We start from the raw sequence: 19,726 nt of genomic DNA on the forward strand, positions 1-19,726 counted from the left end.
CTGGACGCGGCGAAGGCGGCGCGGAACGACCCGGACGCGTCGGCGGTCGAGAAGAAGTCCCTGGAGACCCTGCTCGCCGCCAAGGAGTCGAACCGTCAGGAGGCGGCGGCGCAGATGCGGAAGCTGGCGCAGTCGTACGCACTGTCGGCCTCGCAGTTGGACTCCCTGGAGAAGCCGGCGTTCCCGCCTCCGCCGGGGGCGATTGTGCCGCCTGAGGAGGGCACGAGGTACGGGAGTGCCGGGCGTGAGTTCGGGGCCCCGCCTGTGGGTGGCGGAGCGCCGACGTATGCGACGGCAACTGGGCCGGGCGGACGTACGGTGGAGGTTGCAGCCGCACCGCCGGGACACACCGGTTCCGCGCCCATTCATCCGGAGAGTGCCTCTGTGCCAGAGGCTGTCGAAATGGAAATCGCCGGAGCCACTGCGTTGCCAGATGCTCCGTCGAACCCCTCGGCGATTCCTCCCAGCGCGAGTAGCGGTAGGAGTGAAGTCGGTCTGCCGTCGACAGCGCACGTCGTAGCGCCCGGCCTGGGTGGAGGCCGCTTCGCCGTCTCACCGGTGACAGGTGGTGGCAGGCCAGTTGGAAGCACACGTCCGCCTGTTCCGACCTCCAGTTGGGGAAATTCTGGCGTCGGAGGGAGTAATCGGCCTCCACGTGACAGCGGAATCGTAGGCGGCCGCCCTGCCGTGCAGGCCCCCGTCCGAGACGGTCTCCCTCGTGGCACCGTGGTCGGTGGAGAAGGGGCGCATGCCGGTCGCGCGCCGATGGGGCAGGGCGCAGGAACGGGAGGTGCCGGAGGCGCACGGGGTGGCAACGTCGGGGGCCGCCGCCTCACAGGCGAGTCCGGTGGAGTGGTGGGCGGTCGTCCCCAGCAGACGGGGCGCGCATCCGGTCGCCCTTTCACCTCAGGGGGCACCGGCTTGGTGCGCGGCGCGGCGCCTGCAGAAGGTGTTCGGGCTGGCCAGGCAGGACGTGGGGGCGCCATTACCCCTCAGAGGCCGGGACAGCCGCGTCGCGATGAGGGCGAACGGCCGGACTATCTCGTTGAGGATGAGGAAACGTGGCTCCGGGGCCGTCCGCGGGGTGTTCCGCCAATCATCGACTGAGCTGCAGGAAACGGCAAAGGAATCGGATGCTTACTAGCATTAGTGATGTGGGAGTTACCCGGCGAGTCATTGTCCCTGCGGTGATGGGGATTCTGCTGACCGGGGGGATCGCGACACCCGCGCATTCTGATTCGGCCCGTTCCGAGCAGTGGCACCTGGATGCGATGAAGGCCGAGAAGATGTGGGAAACGAGTGCTGGCGCAGGTGTCACCGTTGCCGTTATCGACACAGGCGTGGATGCAACGAATCCTGACCTTGACGGACAGGTGCTCAAGGGGCTGAATCTGGAGCACGATGCGCCTGGAAGCGAGCTTGAGGATTACAGCGGTCACGGGACGGGGATCGCTGGCATTATCGCTGGAACAGGAAAGGCCGGAGGGGGTTATGGGGCTTTCGGGTTGGCGCCCGAGGCGAAAATTCTCCCCATCCGCATTCCTGACGCCACCAGGGCTGCGAATCAAGATTCCGCCGACGAGCGGTTCCATGCGAATATCCCAAAAGCTATTCGATATGCCGTTGACCACGGCGCCAAGGTTGTCAACATTTCACTGGGAGTGACGACCAATTCGCGGCAGTTGGAAGATGCTGTCAGCTATGCCCTGGGTGCGGGTGCGCTCGTTTTTGCGGCTGTTGGAAATAGTGGTGATGCTGCGAACGTGACCGAATACCCGGCTGGCACGCCTGGCGTAGTGGGGGTGGGTGCCATTGGGCGGGACCTTAAGAGGACAGAGGAATCTCAGTACGGTCCGCAGGTAGATCTCACGGCACCTGGCGAGGAAATGATTCATGCCTGTGGCGGACCATCAGGATTCTGCGAGTCGCACGGGACCAGTGATGCGTCCGCCCTGGCTTCCGCCTCCGCCGCGCTTATCTGGTCCAAGTACCCGGACTGGACCAACAACCAGGTCCTTCGGGTACTGCTCAATACGGCCGGTGGCCCCACGACCGGTGAGGAGCGTGCGGATGACATCGGTTACGGCATCGTCCGCCCCCGGATTGCGCTGAAGACCCCTGGCGACCCGGGCCCCGCAGATGAGTACCCGCTCCCGGATCTCGCTGCGGCCGAGTCCCCGACGCCCTCCGCAGAGCCGTCCCAGGCCGCTGGTGGTCCCGAGGATTCCGAAGAGAGCGGCAAGCCGGCGGCTGCACCCGCGCCCGACGACAGCAGTAGCAACACCGCCCTCTGGGTCGGCCTGGGCATCGGTGCGGCCGCCCTCATCGGCGCTGCAGTGGCAGTCATGGTCGTCCGCTCCCGCCGTCGAAGCGCCACCCGCACTGTCTCGCACCCGTACCAGCCGCCGCACGGCTATCAGCAGCAACCGCAGCCCCCGTACCCGTCGTACGGGCCCCCTCCCGGTGCTTCCGGACCCGGCGCACCGTACGGCGGCCCTCCAGGCCAAGGTCCCACCGTCTGAATCCGCAAGGGCGACAGCCCTTCAGGCTTTGTACCCGGGAAGCCTGAGGCCGCGACTGTCGGCGACGCGGAGGGCATCGGTCAAGCACTCCGCGAGCCGCTGACTTACGTAGAACAGCTCATCCGCCGTGGGGCGTTCGAGCCTTCGGATCATGGTGCGGGAGAGACGGAGGACCTCCCTTCCCGTGTCGAGTTGCGTAGTTTCGATGCTGTCGGCCAGGCGTGAAAGGTGGCTATGCGCGGCAGGAGGGCCGGTTGTCCGTCCGCCCCGCACCAGGGCAGCAGTCGCGGGCGACTGGTCTGGGTCACGTCATAGCTCCTCAGTAGGTGGATGCCATGTCCCCGGGCCGTCACGCCCTTGGCGCAGGTAAATGCCGACGGCGACATTGACACGGGGGATGCTCGAAGGGCAGTGAGGATCGGATCCGGGGCGCAGGGGATCCTGGATCAGGCCCGCGCGGACCAGATCGAGGCGACGAACCTCAAGACCCACGAGGATTACGAGAAAGCGGCAGAAAAGCGTGCTGGATGGATGGAGTTCGGTAGCACCGCGGCCCTCGGCGCCGGAGTGGCGACAGCTGCATTCTTCCTGCCCGCCGCCCCGGTCATCGGCGCTGGCGCACTCCTGGTACCCATTTTCACCGACACGGCAACTGGAGCCGTCGAGCAGGTCATGGGAGATGTGCTGGGGGGCATGGGCGAGAAAGTGATCGACGAGAACAAAGAGAAGATGGACGATCTCAACGACACAGAAAAATATGCCGTGTACACCGCTGGAGAGGTCTACACGGAGACGCCGGTCGAAGATTTCGTGTCGCGTCACAAAGAAGAGATCGACAAGTTGGAAGCCAGGACGAAGGGCTCGTTGGTCGAGGACCTGCATGTATCCAGGCTCGTCGGATATCAAGACGGGAACCTTCGTGCGCGGGCCCAAGGCGCCGGGCCCGAGGCCTGATCTGTGCGTACGGCCCCGTCGGGGGCAACGGATGGTGGTGAGCGGACGGATGGGGATGAACCGAACTCGAGACAAGAGAAGTGAGTGCGAGAGGGTCCGGCGATTGCTGACAGCCGTGGGAGCGGTCTTGGCGTTGGGGGCTGGAGGCGTGGCATGCGGCTCCGGCGAGGAGGAGCACCCGCAGTTCGTCGGGGCCGATGAGGTGTGCGGCGGTCTGTTCGCCGGCCCACTGGCGGAGATGCTCGAAAAGGTGACGGGGAAGACGGTCTTCGCCTGGGCGAACGGAAAGGGCATGGAGAAGGTCGTGGCGGCCCTCAAGGAGGGTTATGCGTCCGGACGTTCGTGGGCTGGCGGAGCACACCTGTGTGAACCCGATCCGAAGGGAGGGGGCCTGGGTGATGAAGCGGGCATCTTGTTCTCCATGTACGCCCCGCAGGATGTGGAGGACGAGCGTCTTCCGGCCGGTGGCGAGCTGTACACCATGGGTTTGCAGTCTTCGGTGAGGCGGGGGGGGGTGCATCGCTTTACTTCGAATGCGTAAGCCCTCAGTTGGACGGGTCGGACAAGACGCCGTTGCGGATCCAGGGCGGTTTCGGGCGGGGGAAGAGCGATGCGCCCGATACGCGTGAGTACCGCAATATGAACATGCAGATTCTGCATGCGATGACGCTCAAGCTGGTGAAGGAACTCGACTGCGAGAACAACGGCGGGCTGCCGGAGATCCCCGTACTCACGCCGAAATAGCGTCCTGGGTACAAGGGAACGGCCGCCCCCGCGCCATGGGGTGGCCGTACCCTTTCGGGTCCTCCGCTGGAGGCCGTGACCGGATTCGAACCGGTGTAACTCGAGTTGCAGTCGAGCCCCTGAACCACTCGGGCACACGGCCGTGCGTTTCTTGATCTGCTGTCGACCGTACGGGGCAGCTGCGACCCGGCTCAAGGGCCGCGCGCGCGGCGCAATACGACTGCCATACCGCGTTCACGTTCACCGTCCGGGCGAGCCGTGGTCCTACGACCAAGGGACCGGCCCGATACCGCCCACCGACAGGGGTCACCCGCTGCGACGACCCTTACGCTGGGGCTCATGACTGCCCTGGAACCCCATGACGCCGAGGTCACCGCCGCCCTCGTCGAGACCACTGCCGTCGAACCGGCGGAAGGCGTTCTCGGGCGGACCCACCGGGCGCTCAGCATCGGCATCGTCTCCGTCGTCCTGCTCATCGCCTTCGAGGCCACCGCCGTCGGCACCGCGATGCCGGTCGCGGCCAGGGAACTGCACGGCATCCCGCTCTACGCGTTCGCCTTCTCCGCGTACTTCACCACCAGCCTCTTCGCCATGGTGCTGTCCGGGCAGTGGGCCGACCGGCGCGGGCCGCTCGCTCCGCTCGCGACGGGGATCGGGGCGTTCGGGGTGGGGCTGCTGCTCTCCGGGACCGCAGGGAACATGTGGACGTTCATCCTGGGGCGGGCCGTCCAGGGCGTCGGCGGCGGGCTCGTGATCGTGGCGCTGTACGTGGTCATCGGGCGGGCCTACCCGGAGCGGATCCGGCCGAGCATCATGGCGGCGTTCTCGGCGGCCTGGATCGTCCCGTCCGTCGTCGGGCCACTCGCCTCGGGGACTGTGACGGAACACCTCGGGTGGCGCTGGGTCTTCGTCGGCATCCCGGTCCTCATCCTCCTGCCGCTGGGCCTCGCGCTGCCCGCGATCCGGCGGATGGCGGGCGGGCCGGCGGACGCGCGGGCGGCGGCGGAGCCGTTCGACGGGCGCCGCATCCGGCTCGCGCTCGGGATCTCGGCGGGTGCCGGGCTGCTCCAGTACGCCGGGCAGGAGCTGCGGTGGCTCTCGCTGGTCCCGGCGCTGGCCGGTGCCGCGCTGCTCGTCCCCGCCGTGCGCGGACTGCTGCCCCCCGGGACCGTACGGGCCGCGCGGGGGCTGCCCGCGGTGATCCTGCTGCGGGGGATATCGGCCGGCTCCTTCATCGTCGCCGAGTCCTTCGTCCCCCTGATGCTCGTGACCCAGCGCGGTCTGTCCCCGACGATGGCCGGCCTGTCCCTGGCCGCCGGCGGGCTGACCTGGGCGCTCGGATCGTACGTACTGGCCCGGCCCCGGCTGGAGCCGCACCGGGGTGCGCTGATGACGGCGGGCATGGTGCTGGTGACCCTGTCGATCGTCGCCGCCCCGAGCGTGCTGATCGAGGCGGTACCGGTGTGGACCCTGGCCGTGGTCTGGGGGGTCGGCTGCTTCGGCATGGGCATGGTGATCGCCTCGACGAGCGTGCTGCTGCTGAAGCTGTCGGCACCGGAGGAGGCGGGGGCGAACTCGGCCGCGCTCCAGATCTCGGACGGGCTGTCCAACGCGCTGCTGCTCGCCGCGGGTGGTGCGGCGTTCGCCGCGCTCGGCGGCGGCGCGGTGGGCGCGGCGGCCCACGGGGCTGTGGGCGGCGGCGCGGTTGCAGCACATCCGGGGGCCTTCACCGTGGTCTTCCTGCCGATGGCGGCGGTCGCGCTGGTGGGCGTGTGGGTGGCCACGCGGGTACGGACGGACGTGTAGCACCGCGTGGGCGGTGTGCCAAGGTGCGCTGGACATGACCAAGATCGCGGAGCGGTTGCCCGGGTTCGCGAAGTAACTGCCTCCTGTGAAGCGGGTCTCAGCAGTGCCGAGGCACGGCGGATTCGTACGGGGTTCCGTCCCGCCCGCCGGTAGGGTGGCCCGGTTGTCGTATCGCGTACGGACTGCTTCCAGCCCGTACGGACAGGCCCCACGTACCCGAGTGCCCCGAACCGGAGACCGTGACTACTACCGCCTCCCACCACCTCTCACCCGCCTTTCCCGGCCGCGCCCCCTGGGGGACCGCCGGGAAGCTGCGCGCCTGGCAGCAGGGTGCGATGGAGAGATACATCCAGGACCAGCCGCGCGACTTCCTCGCGGTCGCGACGCCCGGCGCCGGGAAGACCACCTTCGCGCTGACCCTCGCCTCATGGCTGCTGCACCACCACGTGGTGCAGCAGATCACCGTCGTGGCGCCCACCGAGCACCTCAAGAAGCAGTGGGCGGAGGCCGCCGCCCGCATAGGCATCAAGCTCGACCCCGAGTACAGCGCCGGACCGGTGAGCAAGGAGTACCACGGGGTCGCGATCACGTACGCCGGTGTCGGCGTGCGCCCGATGCTGCACCGCAACCGGTGCGAGCAGCGCAAGACCCTCGTGATCCTCGACGAGATCCACCACGCCGGCGACTCGAAGTCCTGGGGCGAGGCATGCCAGGAGGCGTTCGACCCGGCGACGCGGCGGCTCGCGCTCACCGGTACGCCGTTCCGGTCCGACACCAACCCGATCCCGTTCGTGGCGTACGAGGAGGGCAACGACGGCATCCGCCGTTCCTCGGCCGACTACACCTACGGCTACGGCAACGCGCTCGCCGACGGGGTCGTCCGGCCCGTGATCTTCCTCAGCTACAGCGGCAACATGCGCTGGCGCACCAAGGCCGGGGACGAGATCGCGGCCCGGCTCGGGGAGCCGATGACGAAGGACGCCATCGGCCAGGCCTGGCGCACCGCGCTGTCGCCCACGGGCGACTGGATCCCCAACGTGCTGTCCGCCGCCGACAAGCGGCTGACCGAGGTCCGTAAGGGCATTCCGGACGCGGGTGGGCTCGTCATCGCGACGGACCAGGAGTCGGCGCGCGCGTACGCCAAGATCCTCAAGTCGGTCACCGGTGAGAAGCCGACGGTGGTCCTCTCCGACGAGAAGGCCGCGTCCAAGAACATCGACAAGTTCAGCCAGGACGGTTCGCGCTGGATGGTCGCGGTCCGGATGGTCTCGGAGGGCGTCGACGTACCCCGGCTCGCGGTCGGCGTGTACGCGACGACCATCTCGACGCCGCTCTTCTTCGCCCAGGCCGTCGGCCGTTTCGTACGGTCGAGGCGCCGGGGTGAGACGGCCTCCGTCTTCGTGCCGACCATCCCGATGCTGCTCGACTTCGCGAACGAGATGGAGGTCGAGCGCGACCACGTTCTCGACAAGCCGAAGAAGGGCAGCGACGAGGAGAACCCCTTCGCCGAGGAGGACCAGCTCCTCGCCGACGCGGAGAAGCTCGAGGACGAGGAGACCGAGGACCAGCTGCCCTTCGAGGCACTGGAGTCCGACGCGGTCTTCGACCGGGTGCTCTACGACGGTGCCGAATTCGGTATGCAGGCACACCCGGGGAGCGAGGAGGAGCAGGACTACCTGGGCATCCCGGGCCTCCTGGAGCCCGACCAGGTGCAGCTGCTGCTCCAGAAGCGGCAGACCCGGCAGATCGCGCACAGCCGCCAGAAGCCGGCCGCGGAGGCCGACCTACTGGAGAAGGCCGCGGAGGAGCGGCCGGTCGTCACGCACAAGAAGCTGCTGGAGCTGCGCAAGCAGCTCAACACGATGGTGTCGGCGTACACGCACCAGAGCGGCAAGCCGCACGGGGTGATCCACACCGAACTGCGGAGGGTGTGCGGCGGCCCGCCGAGTGCGGAGGCCACGGCCGGGCAGATCCAGGACCGGATCAAGAAGGTCCAGGAGTGGGCCACGCGGATGCGCTGAGCCGGGCGCCCTGGAGGCCCTGGTGCGCGGACGGCGCGATCCGTCCGTGCACCGGGGCCTCGCTGTCATCCAGTCAGGGCGTCCGGAACCTCGGAGGGCAGCTTCGCCTGCGTGGCGCAGCCGAGCTCCTCGGCCATGGCGCGAGACACGGCAGTGAGCACGGCGATTTGGTCCTTGTCCGTACTGTCAGGCGCGACCTGGCCCTTTGTCACGGTGAGTCTTGCCCTTACATACGGAGTGCTTCCCTCTCCGTCTCCCTTCGTGGAGCAGGAGAAGACCAGAGTGGCACCGCCGCCTCGATGAGTGACCGCGAATCGGCCCAGGGGATAGACCGACAGATCGTCCGTGGACACCTTCGTCGGATCTGAATGGCTGTCCCTCGCCTCGAAGTCGATGGTGAGCACCGGGAAGTCCCTGTCGACCTTGTACGGCTGGCACTGGTTGCGGTCACTCAGGTCGTCATGGAGACGCTTTGCGGCGAGTGGCAGGGAGAATGCATTCGGATCGCCGTTCCCGTTGGAGCCGTCGAGTTCCGTGAAACGGTCCGTCCCGCTGATGCGTTCCAGCGCGGGTGCACCCACGGGCCCCAGGGCCCCGTCGCAGATCTGGGACGGGGAGAGCCCCTTCGGCTGCTCAGGTCCGGCGTTGCTGCATCCGGAGACCACGATGACGACCAGTGCTCCGGTCAGAGCCAGGCGAGCCGTCGACCCCATCGAGTCGGACTCCTTCACCTTCATGACCCTTCGTCGCATGATCAGCCCTTGTACGGGGCACGCCCGCGGTAGTCGTTCTGACTTGATCCCAGGTCGTAGCCGTTCTCGATGTCCTGTGTCCAGTCCCGGAAATCTGTCGAATCTCCCAGCTTGGGATTCTCCTTCAGGTATGCCTCGTAGGTGCTGCCGAGTTGCTCGGTCCCCTTGTTGTAGAACTCCTGGCTTGTCATCTGCGACTTCTCGGTGGCGTCCTGCTCCGCGTCGTCGATGCTTTTGTCGACCTCGTGGCCGATGAACGTGTTCACCATGTCGCCGACAGTGTCGGCTGCCATGGGGGCGACCACGAGTGCGGCGGCAGTGGAACCGGGCAGGGGGATGGCTGCGATTCCGCCTCCGACGACCACTCCGGCGCCCAGCTTGACCCAGTCCCCGGAGCGCCCGAGAGACTTGTTGGCCTGTTCGGCGTCATCCTTGTACGTCGTTTCGGCCTGCTGCACGCGCGAGTGGTCCAGGATCCCCCGTGCCTCGGCACCCGTTGTCATGGCGTCGTGAGCGTTGTCGATGTTCGCTTCGCTGGTTGCCGGGAACGCGTCCAGCGCGCTGAGGGTGTAAAGGTGCTGCGCCGCTGAGACGACTCCGTGGGACGTCTCGTTCTGGCCCAGCACGCTGAGGAAGTTGACGGCACCCTCATTACCGAAGTTCGCCCGCCCCGCGTACTTCGCGGGGAAGGCGCCGTCGTCCTTGGCATGGTCTCCGATCCCCGACAGGCTGTAGTCGATGTCGTCGATGTACGCCGCGCCCATCTTGCCCAGGCTGTCCGCGAGCTCCGACTGCTTGTGCAGCATCTCGGGGCCCTTCTCGCTCCCGTACAGGTACGCCACCTGCTCCATGACCCCTGCCGTCGCCGCCGTGCGGTGGTCCCCGCTGCCGGGGTGCAGGGGGTCCTTGCCGGTCATCGGGTCGGAGTCGTACGCGTAACCGGTGGTGGCGGACTCCAGCGCGTGGCCCAGCGAGTCCTTGCCGGCGTTGATCTTGCTGTTGCCGTCGAGCGTCGGGTCCGCGAGCCAGATGCGGTCCTGGGTGAGGTACTTGAGGTGCTCGTTGATCTCACCGTCCTTGTCGACCGCTTTCCCTGCGCCCTCGGGCTGTGCGAAGAACTGGGTGGAGGCGTCAGGGTTGTGGCCCAGGGCCTCCATGAAGCCCGTCATCGGGTCGCGGCCACGATCGTGCTTGCCGTAGAAGTTGAGGTCGCCGCTGTTCCAGTTGTTGACCCAGGGGCTCATGTCCTCGACGTTGCGTTCCTTGTCGTACGCGATGAGCTTGTCGCCGTAGGAGTTGAGGAACTGGTCGTCGTAGTCGCCGAATCGCATGAGGTTGCTCATGACTCCGAAGCCCGTGGGGTCGCCGGCGTCGTCGATGCCGAGCCTGCCCGGGCCCAGCTTCACCATCTTCTCCTCCCAGCCCTGCATCTTGGCGCTGTCGGAGAGCGTGGCCGTGCCCAGCGTGATGCCGAGGTTCTTCTGGAGCTTCTTCGCCTGTTCGTGGAACTTGGGGTCCCTCCCCATGCCCTGGTACGGGTCGGCAACTCCTGCGTAGAACTCGAGGAGTTTCTTCGGTTCCACCTGAGTGGCGAAGCGCTCGGCGAAGAGCGGGTCGTTCTTGTAGGCGGCCAGGGTGGTGTTGACGCTGTTCAGCTCGGTCAGCGTGACGTCGTGCGGATCCTTCTTGAGGATCTCGGCGATCTCCTCCGCCTCCGCCACAGCCTTGGCCGCCGAGTCCCGGTCCGCGTAGCTGGCGTCGGAGAAGCCGTGCTTGGCCTGGTCAACCAGGAGCGTGAGCACCTTTGCCGCCGAGGTGTCGCTCTCCGTGGCCTTTTTCATGATGTTCTGGATTTCGTTCCGGAACACATCGACGTCCTGCTGGGTGGGCTCGGGTGCCGTGCCGGCCTTTGCCGCCGAATCAGGGCGGGCACTTACGGTGAAGGAGCCCTCGCCCGTGTCACGCACGATGAGGCTGTTCTTCAGACCGCGTTCGATGGCCGTGTTCAGCTGGGTGCGATAGGCGACCAGTTCGCCACGGGTGTCCGAGACGATTTTCTTGATCGTTTCAGCCTGGGTGTGGGCATCGGCGAACTCGCCTGCTGTCTTGTCCACGAAAGCGCGGGTGACTGTTGCGTTTTCGCCGGCCCAGTCCGCTTTGCCGGCCTTGACTGCGAGGTCGTCCTTCGCGTCGCCCTGGAGAACCTTGAGCCTGGCGGCCATCTGTTCCCAGTCAGTGATCGCGGCGTCCAGGTCGGAGAAGTTCGCGAAGCGCAAGGAGTCGAGATCCATCAGCTGCCGGACCTTTCGTCGAAGCCCTTGTCCAGGGTGTCGATGTTGCTGACCACCGTGGCGATGTAGACCTCGTCGCCGGCGTGGGCGCCCTTGGTGTAGTCGAGGTGGTTGGAGATGTGGGCGCAGGCATCCATCAAGGATCGGACCTGGTCGATCCAGCGAGAGGCCACGTGGTCAAGGGCCCCACCCAGGGCGAACGTCTGCGTCTTCAGGGTTCCTGCGGCCTTCTGAGTTGAGGCGCGGGCGTGGTCGCCGGCCTTCTCCAGATCGCCGTACAGCCTGTACGCGGAATTGCCGATGGCGGCCAGGTCCTGCTGGTTGACCTTCAGGTCACCTTGAGGCTGTGGCCCTCCGCCCGCTTCAGGTGGCAGCTGGTTCAACTGCATCTGTGCGGGACCCCTCCCCGCCGCCTCGGATTTCAGCTGTTCCCATTCGTCCCACGCCATTTGTGGTGATCCTCCCCGTGGTTGTCCACCATTCCCCATGCCCTCGTGTTGCGGGCAACTGGCAACCCAACCTACCTATTGGGTCCGGCAGTTGCCGTGGGAGTTGACCACGGACCGGAATGATCAATCGAAGGTGGTGCATGGAAGAACTGCAGCGCCGGTGATGGAAGCGGGTGAGAGCGCGAAGCCCCGAGAGGGCTTCCGTCACGGCGAGTGACGCCCGACTGTCGTGCGTCGGCCCTGGCTCCCCTCTTCTGCCCCGGGCTGCGCCCGACTCCGGTCAGGTGGGGGCGCGCGCAGGCGTGGCGGGCGCCGGGGAGGGGTGAACTTTCGGCACTTTATTTTACGGTGAGTTAACAATCGTTCACGTCTCATGCACAGAGCGTCGTTGCCGCGTCACCCGACCTGGACGCGCGTAGATGTTCGCGTTCCGGACGGTCCGCCTCTGACCGGCGGTTATGCCGGGCCGTCCTGGAGGGCGACCGGATTCTGGACGAGGTCTTCCGCTGAGCGGACCCGCTCGCTAATCTCCCGGAAACAATGAACGCCCCGTGGCAGTGTGGCCGCGGAGCGCAGCCGGTGCCATGGCCAGTCGGCGGCCTCTCGGTGCGTCGCCGCGGGACCGGCGTCGGTATCCCGGAGACAACCGCCCCGCTCACCACGAGGGAGAGGGCGTCGTGACCGCGGAGACTTCGCAGACGCTCGACCGGGGACTGCGCGTCCTCAAACTGCTCGCCGATACCGATCACGGCCTGACCGTCACCGAGTTGTCGAACAAACTCGGCGTCAACCGCACCGTGGTCTACCGACTGCTCGCCACCCTGGAACAGCACGCGCTCGTCCGGCGTGACCTGGGGGGCCGGGCCAGGGTGGGGCTGGGCGTACTGCGTCTGGGTCGCCAGGTGCACCCGCTCGTCAGGGAGGCGGCACTGCCCGCGCTGCGGTCCCTGGCCGAGGACATAGGGGCCACCGCCCACCTCACGCTCGTCGACGGTTCGGACGCGCTCGCGGTGGCCGTGGTGGAGCCGACCTGGACCGATTACCACGTGGCTTACCGGGCCGGCTTCCGCCACTCCCTGGACAGGGGCGCGGCGGGCCGGGCGATCCTCACCGCCCGGCAGAAGACGGTCGACCATCCCGGCTACACCCTCACCCAGGGTGAGCTCGAAGCCGGTGCCTGCGGGGCTGCGGCACCGCTGGTCGGCGTGTCCGGTGTGGAGGGCAGTGTGGGCGTGGTGATGCTCGCGGACGCCGTACCGGAGCGGGTCGGTCCGCGGGTCCTCGACGCAGCCCGTGAGGTCGCCGACGCGCTGCGTTAGGCCCGGCCGCACCGGTGACCCCGTGGTGCCGGGGCGGTCGGATCCGGCGCCTGGTGGCGGATAGATTGGGTGGGTGGCCATTCGTCTCTCCCGTCCCCGCGCTCTCGCCCTCTGCGCGCTGCCCGTCCTCGCGCTGTTCGGCACGGCGGCCTTCGCGCCGCTGCCGTTCACCGTGGCGCAGCCCGGCACCACCGCCGACGTCCTGGGGGACAGCCAGGGGAAGCAGGTCATCACCATCAAGGGCACGCCCACCCGCACCACCGACGGTGAGCTGCGGATGACGACGATCCTCGCGACCGCGCCCACGGCCGACGTCGGCCTTGGCGACGTGGTGGACAGCTGGTTCAGGACGGACCGAGCGGTCATGCCGCGCGACTCCGTCTATCCGACCGGCGGCTCGGAGAAGGAGATCGAACAGCACAACCTCCAGGACATGGAGAAGTCGCAGAACGTAGCCGTCGACGCTGCCCTGAACTACCTCGACAAGAAGCCCGGTTCGGTGGACATCACCCTCCACCTCGCCGACGTCGGCGGTCCCAGCGCGGGCCTCTTCTTCTCGCTCGGCATCATCGACAAACTGGCCGGCAACGGCTCCGGCGGCGATCTGACCGGTGGCCGCACCGTCGCCGGTACAGGGACGATCGAGGCCGACGGCGCCGTCGGCGCCGTCGGAGGGGTCTCCCTCAAGACACAGGCCGCCCGGCGCGACGGTGCCACCGTCTTCCTCGTCCCGAAGGCCGAGTGCAACCAGGCGCAGGCCGAGCGGCCCGACGGCCTGCGGCTGATCCCCGTCACGACGCTGACGAGCGCTGTGTCCTCGCTGCGGGCCCTGGACCAGGGTGGCAAGATCCCGAGCTGCTGACCCGCGGCTCCGGTCCCTCCATCCCGCGCCACGCGGGGAAGACCAGTGGACTCAGCGTGGCCAGGAAGTACACGCCGCCCATCGCCAGCAGTGCCCCCGTCGCGCCCATGCCCTCGACCAGCAGGCCTGCGGCCAGCCCGCCCACGGGCATGGCGAGCTCGCAGCCCGCGGTGAGCGCCCCCGACACCCTGCTGCGCAGTTCCTCGGGGACGCGTTCGTACGTCACCGTCGTCAGGATCGGGTTGAGCATGCCGCCGGCGATTCCGCCCAGCACCATCGTGACCGCGAGCGGCAGCGTCGTGCCGGTCAGTGCGGCGACCACGAATCTCGGCGCGCCGCACAGCACCACACACACCGCGAACACCGTCCGACGTGAGAAGCGGTGGCCCACGGAGCCGTACAGCAGTGCGCCCGTCAGCCCGCCCGCGCCGAACAGCGCGGTGAGGAGGCCGAGATCGGTGGAACCGCCAAGCTCCCCCTCGGCGTGCACGGGCAGCAGGACCGCGTTCCAGCCCTGGTCCGTGCCGTTCATGAACATCACCATGACGACGACGGCGAGCAGTAGCCGGTTGCCCAGCAAGTAGGCGTAGCCCTCCTTGAGTTCGGCGCGGTAGGTGCGCAGTGAGACCGGGGCCGCGGTCTTGCGGGGCTCGGCCGCGCGGACCCCGCGTACGCCTGCCGCCACCAGCAGGGCGGAGAGTGCGAAGGTGGCGGCGTCCAGCAGGAGCACGGTCTCGGCGCCCGCCACGGCGATCAGTACGCCCGCCAGCGCGGCGCCGACCATGCGGGCGCCGCGTGACACCGCGTCGAACAGGCTGGCGGCACGGGCGAGGGTGGTGCCCGCGTGCTCGGCGAGGTCGGGCACCAGGACGTAGCGCGCGGTGTTGCCGGGGGTGTGAGCCAGGCCGTTCAGCGCCATCAGCGCGCACAGCATCCAGAACTCGAGTGCGCCCGCGTACTGCAGCAGGGGAACGGCGGCGACGGTCGCGCCGCAGACCGCGTCCGAGGCGACGGCGACGCGCCGCCGCCCCAGCCGGTCGATGACGGGTCCGCCGACCAGGGCGGCGACGACGATGGGCAGGGTCGCGCAGAAAGCGACCACACCGGCCCGCCCCGCGCTCCCCGTGGTCTCCAGGACGAACCACGGTACGCCGATGAGGGTCAGTGAAGTGCCTGCGGTTGAGATCGAGTTGGCCGTCAGAACGGCCGCGAGCGGTGTGCGCCGCGCCGGCGGTCTCCCTTCGTCCACCGTCAGGCCGTTCGCGCAGCGCCGGTGGGGGTCGGCCCGGTCTGCGCGAGCCGCAGGCCCAGCTCGATCATCGTCCAGCCTGCGCGTCGGCGGAGGTCGGTCGCCGTCCAGCCCGTGCGGCGGCGCGGTGCGGTGCGGGCGAGGGCGAACTCCGCAGCTTCACGGCGGAGTTCGGCGGCGCGGCAGGCGTGGAGCAGGTGATGGTTGTCGCTGTGCACGAGGTGATCCCCTCTAGTCGGTGGGGCGCGGGAAGATGTGCAGATGGGTGCGGACGACCGCCGAACCCTCGGTGTCGTCGGGGACGCGGCCCCGGTAGCTGTTCACCAGGTCGTGGATCTTCTCCGCGAGCTCCAGGGAGAGCTCGGGGGTGAGGCGCACCTTGAAATCGCTGACGTCCCAGCTGCGCAGCCACTCCTCGGGCCATTCGCGCATCGTCCCGAGCCAGGTGTTCAGCTCCTGGGCGTGCGTGGTCGCGAGTTCGTGGAGGACGACCCCGATGGCGCCGCGCACCTCGGGATCCGCGTGCTGCATGAAGCCCGTCATGTCGTCCCCGAAGGCCGTGCCCGAGTGGCGCGCCTTCCACCACCGCTCGCGCCCTTTGCCGCGTTCCGGGTCGTCCTCGACGAAGCCGAACGCCGCGAGCTGGCGCAGGTGGTAGCTGGTCGCTCCGCTGGACTCACCGAGCCGGTCGGCGAGCCCGGAGGCGGTGGCGGGGCCGAACTCCCGCAGGGCGTTCAGGAGCCGCATGCGCAAGGGGTGTGCGAGTCCGCGGAGGCTGCGGGCGTCGATGTGGCGGATCCGCGGGTCGTCCGCGTAGGGAGTGGGCCGGTCCTCGGGCTCGTTCGGTGACATGCCCCGACTGTAAAGTTGCAAAGACTGCTTTGCAACATGTTCTTTGCATAAATTTCTTTGTACACAAGGGGGGCATGTGGCGGCGGTCAGGCCGCACACGCCGACGCCTGGGCCTCTGCCGCGACTCGCGGCAGAGGCCCAGGCGTCGGATGGGTTGCGGTGCTCCCGCTCAGCCCTCCTTGATGAATCCTTCCTCCACCAGCCAGTCCTTCGCCACCTCGTGCGGGTCCTGGCCGTCGACGTCCACCTTGGAATTCAGCTCCTGCGCGAGCTGCGTCGTCAGCTTCTCGGTGACCGGGGCCAGCAGTTCGGCGATCTCGGGATACTTGTCGAGGGTCGCCGTGTGGACGGCGGGTGCCGCGTTGTAGTTGGGGAAGAACTGCTTGTCGTCCTCCATGACGTCCAGGTTCATGGCCTTGATCCGGCCGTCGGTGGTGTACACCTCACCCAGCAGGCAGGAGTTGGAATCCGAGACCTGGGTGTAGATGATTCCGGCGTCCATCTTCTGGATGTTCGAGGCAGGCAGATTCATCCCGTACTTCTTCTGCATGCCCGGCAGTCCGTCGTCGCGCGAGGCGAACTCGTTCTCCACGCAGACCGTGACGGCCTTGGGGTCCTTCTTGGCGAGCGCCGCCACGTCCGAGAGCGTCTTCAGGTTGTACTTGGCGTTGTTCTTCTTGCTGATCGCCAGGGCGTACGTGTTGTCGAGGGTGGCCGGCGGAAGCCAGGTCACCCCGTTGCCCAGGTCCTCGTCGCGGACCGCCTTCCACTGCTTCTGCGGGTCGACGATCGGTTCGGCGTGGCCGAGGTAGGTGATCCAGGCCGTGCCGGTGTAGTCGTACAGCGCGTCGGCCTCGCCCTGGGCGACCGCTTCGCGGGCGCTGATCGACCCCGGCAGGTTCGTGCGGTCCAGGACCTCGGCGCCGGCCGCCTTGAACACCAGGCCCATCACATGGCCGAGGATGATGTTCTCGCTGAAGTTCTTCGAGGTCACCGTCAGGGAAGCGCCCTTGAGCGGCTGCCCCTGTCCGATCGATCCCGGTTCCACCTCGTCCACCAGCGGCGATCCGCTCTTCAGCCCGCACCCCGTGAGCAGGAGGGCGAGCGCGGCCGCCGATGCCAGGCCCGTACGTACCCTCACGCTTCCTCCAGTCCGCGCGGCGTCAGCCACAGTTCGACCAGCGAGGCCAGCCAGTCCACGAGCAGTGCCAGCACCACGGTCAGTACGGATCCGAGGATCAGCACGGGCATGCGCTGCGTCTGGATCCCCGAGGTGATCAGGTCGCCGAGTCCGCCGCCGCCCCCGAAGGTGGCGAGGGTCGCCGTGCCGACGTTGAGTACCAGTGCCGTGCGCACACCCGCCAGGATCAGCGGGACCGCGAGCGGCAGTTCCACCTTGGTGAGGGTGCCCATCGCCGACATGCCGATGCCCCGTGAGGCCTCGACGAGGGTCGGCTCGATGGCGTTCAGCCCCGCCACCGTGTTGGAGAACACCGGCAGCACCGCGTAGATCACCATTCCGATGATCGCGGTCGACGGCCCGATGCCCAGCCAGATCACCAGCAGGGCCAGCAGCCCGATGGCGGGTGTGGCCTGCCCGATGTTCGCGAGGGCCGTCACCCCGGGTGCGGCCCTCTTCAGCCCGCGCCGGGTCATCGCGATGCCGAGCGGGATCGCGATGATCAGCACCCAGAAGGTGGAGATCGCGGTCAGCCTCACGTGCTGCCACCAGCGGACTTCGACGATGTCCCCGGCCAGCGAGTTCTTCGCGATCGAGTCGAGTTCGACGTTGGAGATCCACAGATAGGTCGCGACCAGGACGACCGCGAGGACGGCCGGCACCAGGACGAGCTTCTGCCAGGTGATCCGCCGCGCCGGACCCGACGGCGATACCGAGGGCTCCGCCTCCTCGTCACGGAAGGCGTGCCCGCCGACGTCGTGCTCTCCGGGCGGTCGTGCTCCCTTGGGGGGAGCCTGATGACTGGGGGTCATAGCCCGCTGCCACCGCCCTCCTGCTCCTGCTCCGTCCGGTGGACGCGCAGCTCCTCCAGGTCGTGCTCGTGCTCCATGGCGGCGAGGCGGTCGGCCTCCAGGAGCTCCTGGACGGAGTTCATCAGGGTGTGCATGTCGACGACGCCGATGAACTCACCGCGCCGCCCCGTCACGGCGACCCGCCCGCCGCTGTCCGTGAGCACCGCCTCCAGCGCGTCGTGCAGCGTCGCGTCTCGGGTCACGGTGTCGTGCACCAGCTGTCCGGCCCTGGCGAGCGAACCCTTGGCCCGCATCAGGTCGCCGCGGCGCAGCCACTTGTAGGGGCGGTTGCGGCGGTCCAGCATCAGCAGCTCGTTGTGCCGGCCGTCCCGCAGCTTGTCGAAGATCGACTGGAGCGGGTCCTCGACGGTCACCGTGGGGAAGTCGGCGATCCCCACGTCCCGCACACGGGTCAGGTTGAGCCGCTTCAGCGCGGCGCCCGCGCCCACGAAGCCTGAGACGAAGTCGTCCGTCGGGTTGGTGAGGATGGCCTCGGGGGTGTCGAACTGCGCGATGTGCGAACGCTCCCGGAGCACCGCGATCCGGTCGCCCAGCTTGATGGCCTCGTCGAAGTCGTGGGTGACGAAGACGATCGTCTTGTGCAGCTCGTGCTGGAGCCGGATCAGCTCGTCCTGGAGGTGGTCGCGCGTGATCGGGTCGACCGCCCCGAACGGCTCGTCCATCAGCAGTACCGGCGGGTCCGCGGCCAGGGCCCGCGCCACCCCCACGCGCTGCTGCTGGCCGCCGGACAGCTGGCGCGGATACCGCCCGTGGAACTCCCGGGGGTCCAGCCCGACGAGGTCGAGCATCTCCTCGACCCGGTCCTTCACCCCGGACTTCGACCAGCCCGTCATCTTCGGTACGAGGGCGATGTTCTCCGCGACCGTCATGTGCGGGAAGAGACCGGAGGACTGGATGGCGTAACCGATCTTGCGGCGCAGCTTCACCGGGTCCATGTCGGTGACGTCCTCGTCGTTGATCCTGATCCGCCCGGACGTCGGCTCGATCAGGCGGTTGATCATCTTGAGGGTGGTGGACTTCCCGCAGCCCGAGGGGCCCACGAGGATCACCGTCTCGCCGGCCTTGATGTCCATGGACACCTCGTCCACGGCCGGGGTGGGGCTGCCGGGGTAGGACTTGCTGAGGTTCTCCAGCTGGATGGTGGCACCGGAGGTGCTCGCGGGGCGGGGCGGGGCCGACTCCGTCGACCCGGTGACGGTCTCAGGCACGGATCCCCCTAGGGATGGTGAGCCGTCCGAGAAGCACGTAGGCGGCGTCGAAGAGCAGAGCGAGGATGACGATGCCGATCGTGCCGGCGAGGACCTTGTTGATGGCGTTTGCGCTTCCCAGTGAGGCGAGGCCACCGAAGATCTCGTTGCCGAGTCCGGGGCCCGAGGCGTAGGCGGCGATGGCGGCGATGCCCATCAGCATCTGGGTGGAGACCCGGATGCCGGTGAGGATGGGCGGCCATGCGAGGGGCAGTTCGACCTTGAGGAGCCGTCGTGTCCGCGACATCCCGATGCCCTTGGCGGCGTCGACGAGCGACGGGTCGACCCCGCGCAGCCCGACGATGCAGTTACGGACGACGGGCAGCAGCCCGTACAGCGTCAGGATGATCACGGTGGGCGGGACTCCCAGGCCGACCAGGGGGATCAGCAGACCGATCGCGGCGAGCGAAGGGATGGTGAGGATCGCCGAGGTGGACGTGATGGCCAGGGAGCCGCCCCAACTGCTCCGATAGCTGACGACACCGATCAGTACGCCGAGGAGCGTGGCGATGACCATGCACTGGAAGACGGCGCTGGCGTGCTGATACGTGTCGGTGAGAAGTTGCTGGTGGCGGGTGCCCACATACTCCCAGAAGTTCACATGTT

The 19,726-nt window shown here is 68.0% G+C and carries 17 protein-coding genes and 1 tRNA gene; 7 read left to right on the forward strand and 11 right to left on the reverse strand.

What is annotated here, in order from left to right; genetic code table 11:
* Nucleotides 1-1,190 precede the first annotated feature (1,190 nt).
* The 3 genes from mycP to JOC24_RS33125 all read left to right on the forward strand — a co-directional run bounded on the left by mycP (nucleotide 1,191) and on the right by JOC24_RS33125 (nucleotide 4,017).
* A complete protein-coding gene (gene mycP / locus JOC24_RS10940) occupies nucleotides 1,191-2,522 on the forward strand; it encodes a type VII secretion-associated serine protease mycosin (RefSeq protein ID WP_239580331.1) in 1,332 nt (443 codons plus the stop codon).
* A gap of 411 nt (nucleotides 2,523-2,933) precedes the next feature.
* Nucleotides 2,934-3,476: a hypothetical protein gene (locus tag JOC24_RS10945; RefSeq protein ID WP_205020032.1), complete on the forward strand. Its 543-nt coding sequence runs from the start codon at nucleotides 2,934-2,936 to the stop codon at nucleotides 3,474-3,476.
* A gap of 148 nt (nucleotides 3,477-3,624) precedes the next feature.
* Nucleotides 3,625-4,017: a polysaccharide deacetylase family protein gene (locus tag JOC24_RS33125; protein ID WP_239580302.1), complete on the forward strand. Its 393-nt coding sequence runs from the start codon at nucleotides 3,625-3,627 to the stop codon at nucleotides 4,015-4,017.
* Nucleotides 4,018-4,287: 270 nt separating this feature from the next.
* On the opposite strand, the gene JOC24_RS10955 is transcribed toward JOC24_RS33125, so the two are convergent.
* Nucleotides 4,288-4,362 (reverse strand) — tRNA-Cys (locus JOC24_RS10955).
* 197 nt (nucleotides 4,363-4,559) lie between these two features.
* Between JOC24_RS10955 and JOC24_RS10960 the strand changes: the two genes are divergently transcribed.
* Nucleotides 4,560-6,026, forward strand: a complete 1,467-nt coding sequence (locus JOC24_RS10960; RefSeq protein ID WP_205020033.1) for an MFS transporter — start codon at nucleotides 4,560-4,562, stop codon at nucleotides 6,024-6,026.
* A gap of 239 nt (nucleotides 6,027-6,265) precedes the next feature.
* Nucleotides 6,266-8,047, forward strand: a complete 1,782-nt coding sequence (locus JOC24_RS10965; protein WP_205020034.1) for a DEAD/DEAH box helicase — start codon at nucleotides 6,266-6,268, stop codon at nucleotides 8,045-8,047.
* Between the two features lie 65 nt (nucleotides 8,048-8,112).
* Here the strand turns inward: JOC24_RS10965 and JOC24_RS10970 are convergent, their stop codons facing one another.
* The 3 genes from JOC24_RS10970 to JOC24_RS10980 are packed head-to-tail and all read right to left on the reverse strand — an operon-like array spanning nucleotide 8,113 to nucleotide 11,539.
* Nucleotides 8,113-8,799, reverse strand: coding sequence for a hypothetical protein (locus JOC24_RS10970; RefSeq protein ID WP_205020035.1), 687 nt, complete (start codon nucleotides 8,797-8,799; stop codon nucleotides 8,113-8,115).
* 2 nt (nucleotides 8,800-8,801) lie between these two features.
* Nucleotides 8,802-11,090 carry a hypothetical protein gene (locus JOC24_RS10975; RefSeq protein ID WP_205020036.1) on the reverse strand — a complete coding sequence of 763 codons (2,289 nt, stop codon included), beginning with the start codon at nucleotides 11,088-11,090 and terminating at the stop codon, nucleotides 8,802-8,804.
* A complete protein-coding gene (locus JOC24_RS10980; protein ID WP_205020037.1) occupies nucleotides 11,090-11,539 on the reverse strand; it encodes a hypothetical protein in 450 nt (149 codons plus the stop codon). The genes JOC24_RS10975 and JOC24_RS10980 overlap by 1 nt, the downstream gene beginning before the upstream one ends.
* 677 nt (nucleotides 11,540-12,216) lie before the next feature.
* Here JOC24_RS10980 and JOC24_RS10985 point away from each other — a divergent pair.
* Nucleotides 12,217-12,858, forward strand: a complete 642-nt coding sequence (locus JOC24_RS10985) for an IclR family transcriptional regulator (RefSeq protein ID WP_109881333.1) — start codon at nucleotides 12,217-12,219, stop codon at nucleotides 12,856-12,858.
* Between the two features lie 73 nt (nucleotides 12,859-12,931).
* Nucleotides 12,932-13,720, forward strand: coding sequence for a S16 family serine protease (locus JOC24_RS10990; RefSeq protein WP_205020038.1), 789 nt, complete (start codon nucleotides 12,932-12,934; stop codon nucleotides 13,718-13,720).
* Here the strand turns inward: JOC24_RS10990 and JOC24_RS10995 are convergent.
* The 7 genes from JOC24_RS10995 to JOC24_RS11025 form a co-directional block, all read right to left on the reverse strand.
* Nucleotides 13,650-14,969, reverse strand: coding sequence for an MFS transporter (locus JOC24_RS10995; RefSeq protein ID WP_205020039.1), 1,320 nt, complete (start codon nucleotides 14,967-14,969; stop codon nucleotides 13,650-13,652). The two genes, JOC24_RS10990 and JOC24_RS10995, sit on opposite strands and share 71 nt — an antisense overlap.
* 2 nt (nucleotides 14,970-14,971) lie before the next feature.
* A complete protein-coding gene (locus JOC24_RS11000; RefSeq protein ID WP_205020040.1) occupies nucleotides 14,972-15,187 on the reverse strand; it encodes a hypothetical protein in 216 nt (71 codons plus the stop codon).
* Nucleotides 15,188-15,200: 13 nt separating this feature from the next.
* Nucleotides 15,201-15,821 carry an ArsR/SmtB family transcription factor gene (locus JOC24_RS11005; protein ID WP_205020041.1) on the reverse strand — a complete coding sequence of 207 codons (621 nt, stop codon included), beginning with the start codon at nucleotides 15,819-15,821 and terminating at the stop codon, nucleotides 15,201-15,203.
* A gap of 169 nt (nucleotides 15,822-15,990) precedes the next feature.
* Nucleotides 15,991-16,962 (reverse strand): glycine betaine ABC transporter substrate-binding protein, encoded by a 972-nt coding sequence (locus tag JOC24_RS11010; RefSeq protein WP_205020042.1) that lies wholly within the window; start codon nucleotides 16,960-16,962, stop codon nucleotides 15,991-15,993.
* A complete protein-coding gene (locus JOC24_RS11015; protein ID WP_205020043.1) occupies nucleotides 16,959-17,813 on the reverse strand; it encodes an ABC transporter permease in 855 nt (284 codons plus the stop codon). The genes JOC24_RS11010 and JOC24_RS11015 overlap by 4 nt, the downstream gene beginning before the upstream one ends.
* Entirely contained in the window at nucleotides 17,810-19,081 is a 1,272-nt protein-coding gene (locus tag JOC24_RS11020) for a betaine/proline/choline family ABC transporter ATP-binding protein (protein ID WP_205020044.1), read from the reverse strand. The genes JOC24_RS11015 and JOC24_RS11020 overlap by 4 nt, the downstream gene beginning before the upstream one ends.
* Nucleotides 19,074-19,721: an ABC transporter permease gene (locus JOC24_RS11025; RefSeq protein WP_205020045.1), complete on the reverse strand. Its 648-nt coding sequence runs from the start codon at nucleotides 19,719-19,721 to the stop codon at nucleotides 19,074-19,076. The genes JOC24_RS11020 and JOC24_RS11025 overlap by 8 nt, the downstream gene beginning before the upstream one ends.
* Between the last annotated feature and the right edge of the window lie 5 nt (nucleotides 19,722-19,726).

The sequence above is a fragment of the Streptomyces sp. HB132 genome (genome assembly GCF_016909575.1).
Taxonomy (GTDB): domain Bacteria; phylum Actinomycetota; class Actinomycetes; order Streptomycetales; family Streptomycetaceae; genus Streptomyces.

Excerpts from the sequence above, each read along its gene's own strand:
- mycP (WP_239580331.1), top strand. The coding sequence starts at position 1,191 with ATGGGGATTCTGCTGACCGGGGGGATCGCGACACCCGCGCATTCTGAT.
- JOC24_RS10960 (WP_205020033.1), top strand. The coding sequence starts at position 4,560 with ATGACTGCCCTGGAACCCCATGACGCCGAGGTCACCGCCGCCCTCGTC.
- JOC24_RS10970 (WP_205020035.1), bottom strand. The coding sequence starts at position 8,799 with ATGCGACGAAGGGTCATGAAGGTGAAGGAGTCCGACTCGATGGGGTCG.
- JOC24_RS10975 (WP_205020036.1), bottom strand. The coding sequence starts at position 11,090 with ATGGATCTCGACTCCTTGCGCTTCGCGAACTTCTCCGACCTGGACGCC.
- JOC24_RS10980 (WP_205020037.1), bottom strand. The coding sequence starts at position 11,539 with ATGGCGTGGGACGAATGGGAACAGCTGAAATCCGAGGCGGCGGGGAGG.
- JOC24_RS11005 (WP_205020041.1), bottom strand. The coding sequence starts at position 15,821 with ATGTCACCGAACGAGCCCGAGGACCGGCCCACTCCCTACGCGGACGAC.
- JOC24_RS11015 (WP_205020043.1), bottom strand. The coding sequence starts at position 17,813 with ATGACCCCCAGTCATCAGGCTCCCCCCAAGGGAGCACGACCGCCCGGA.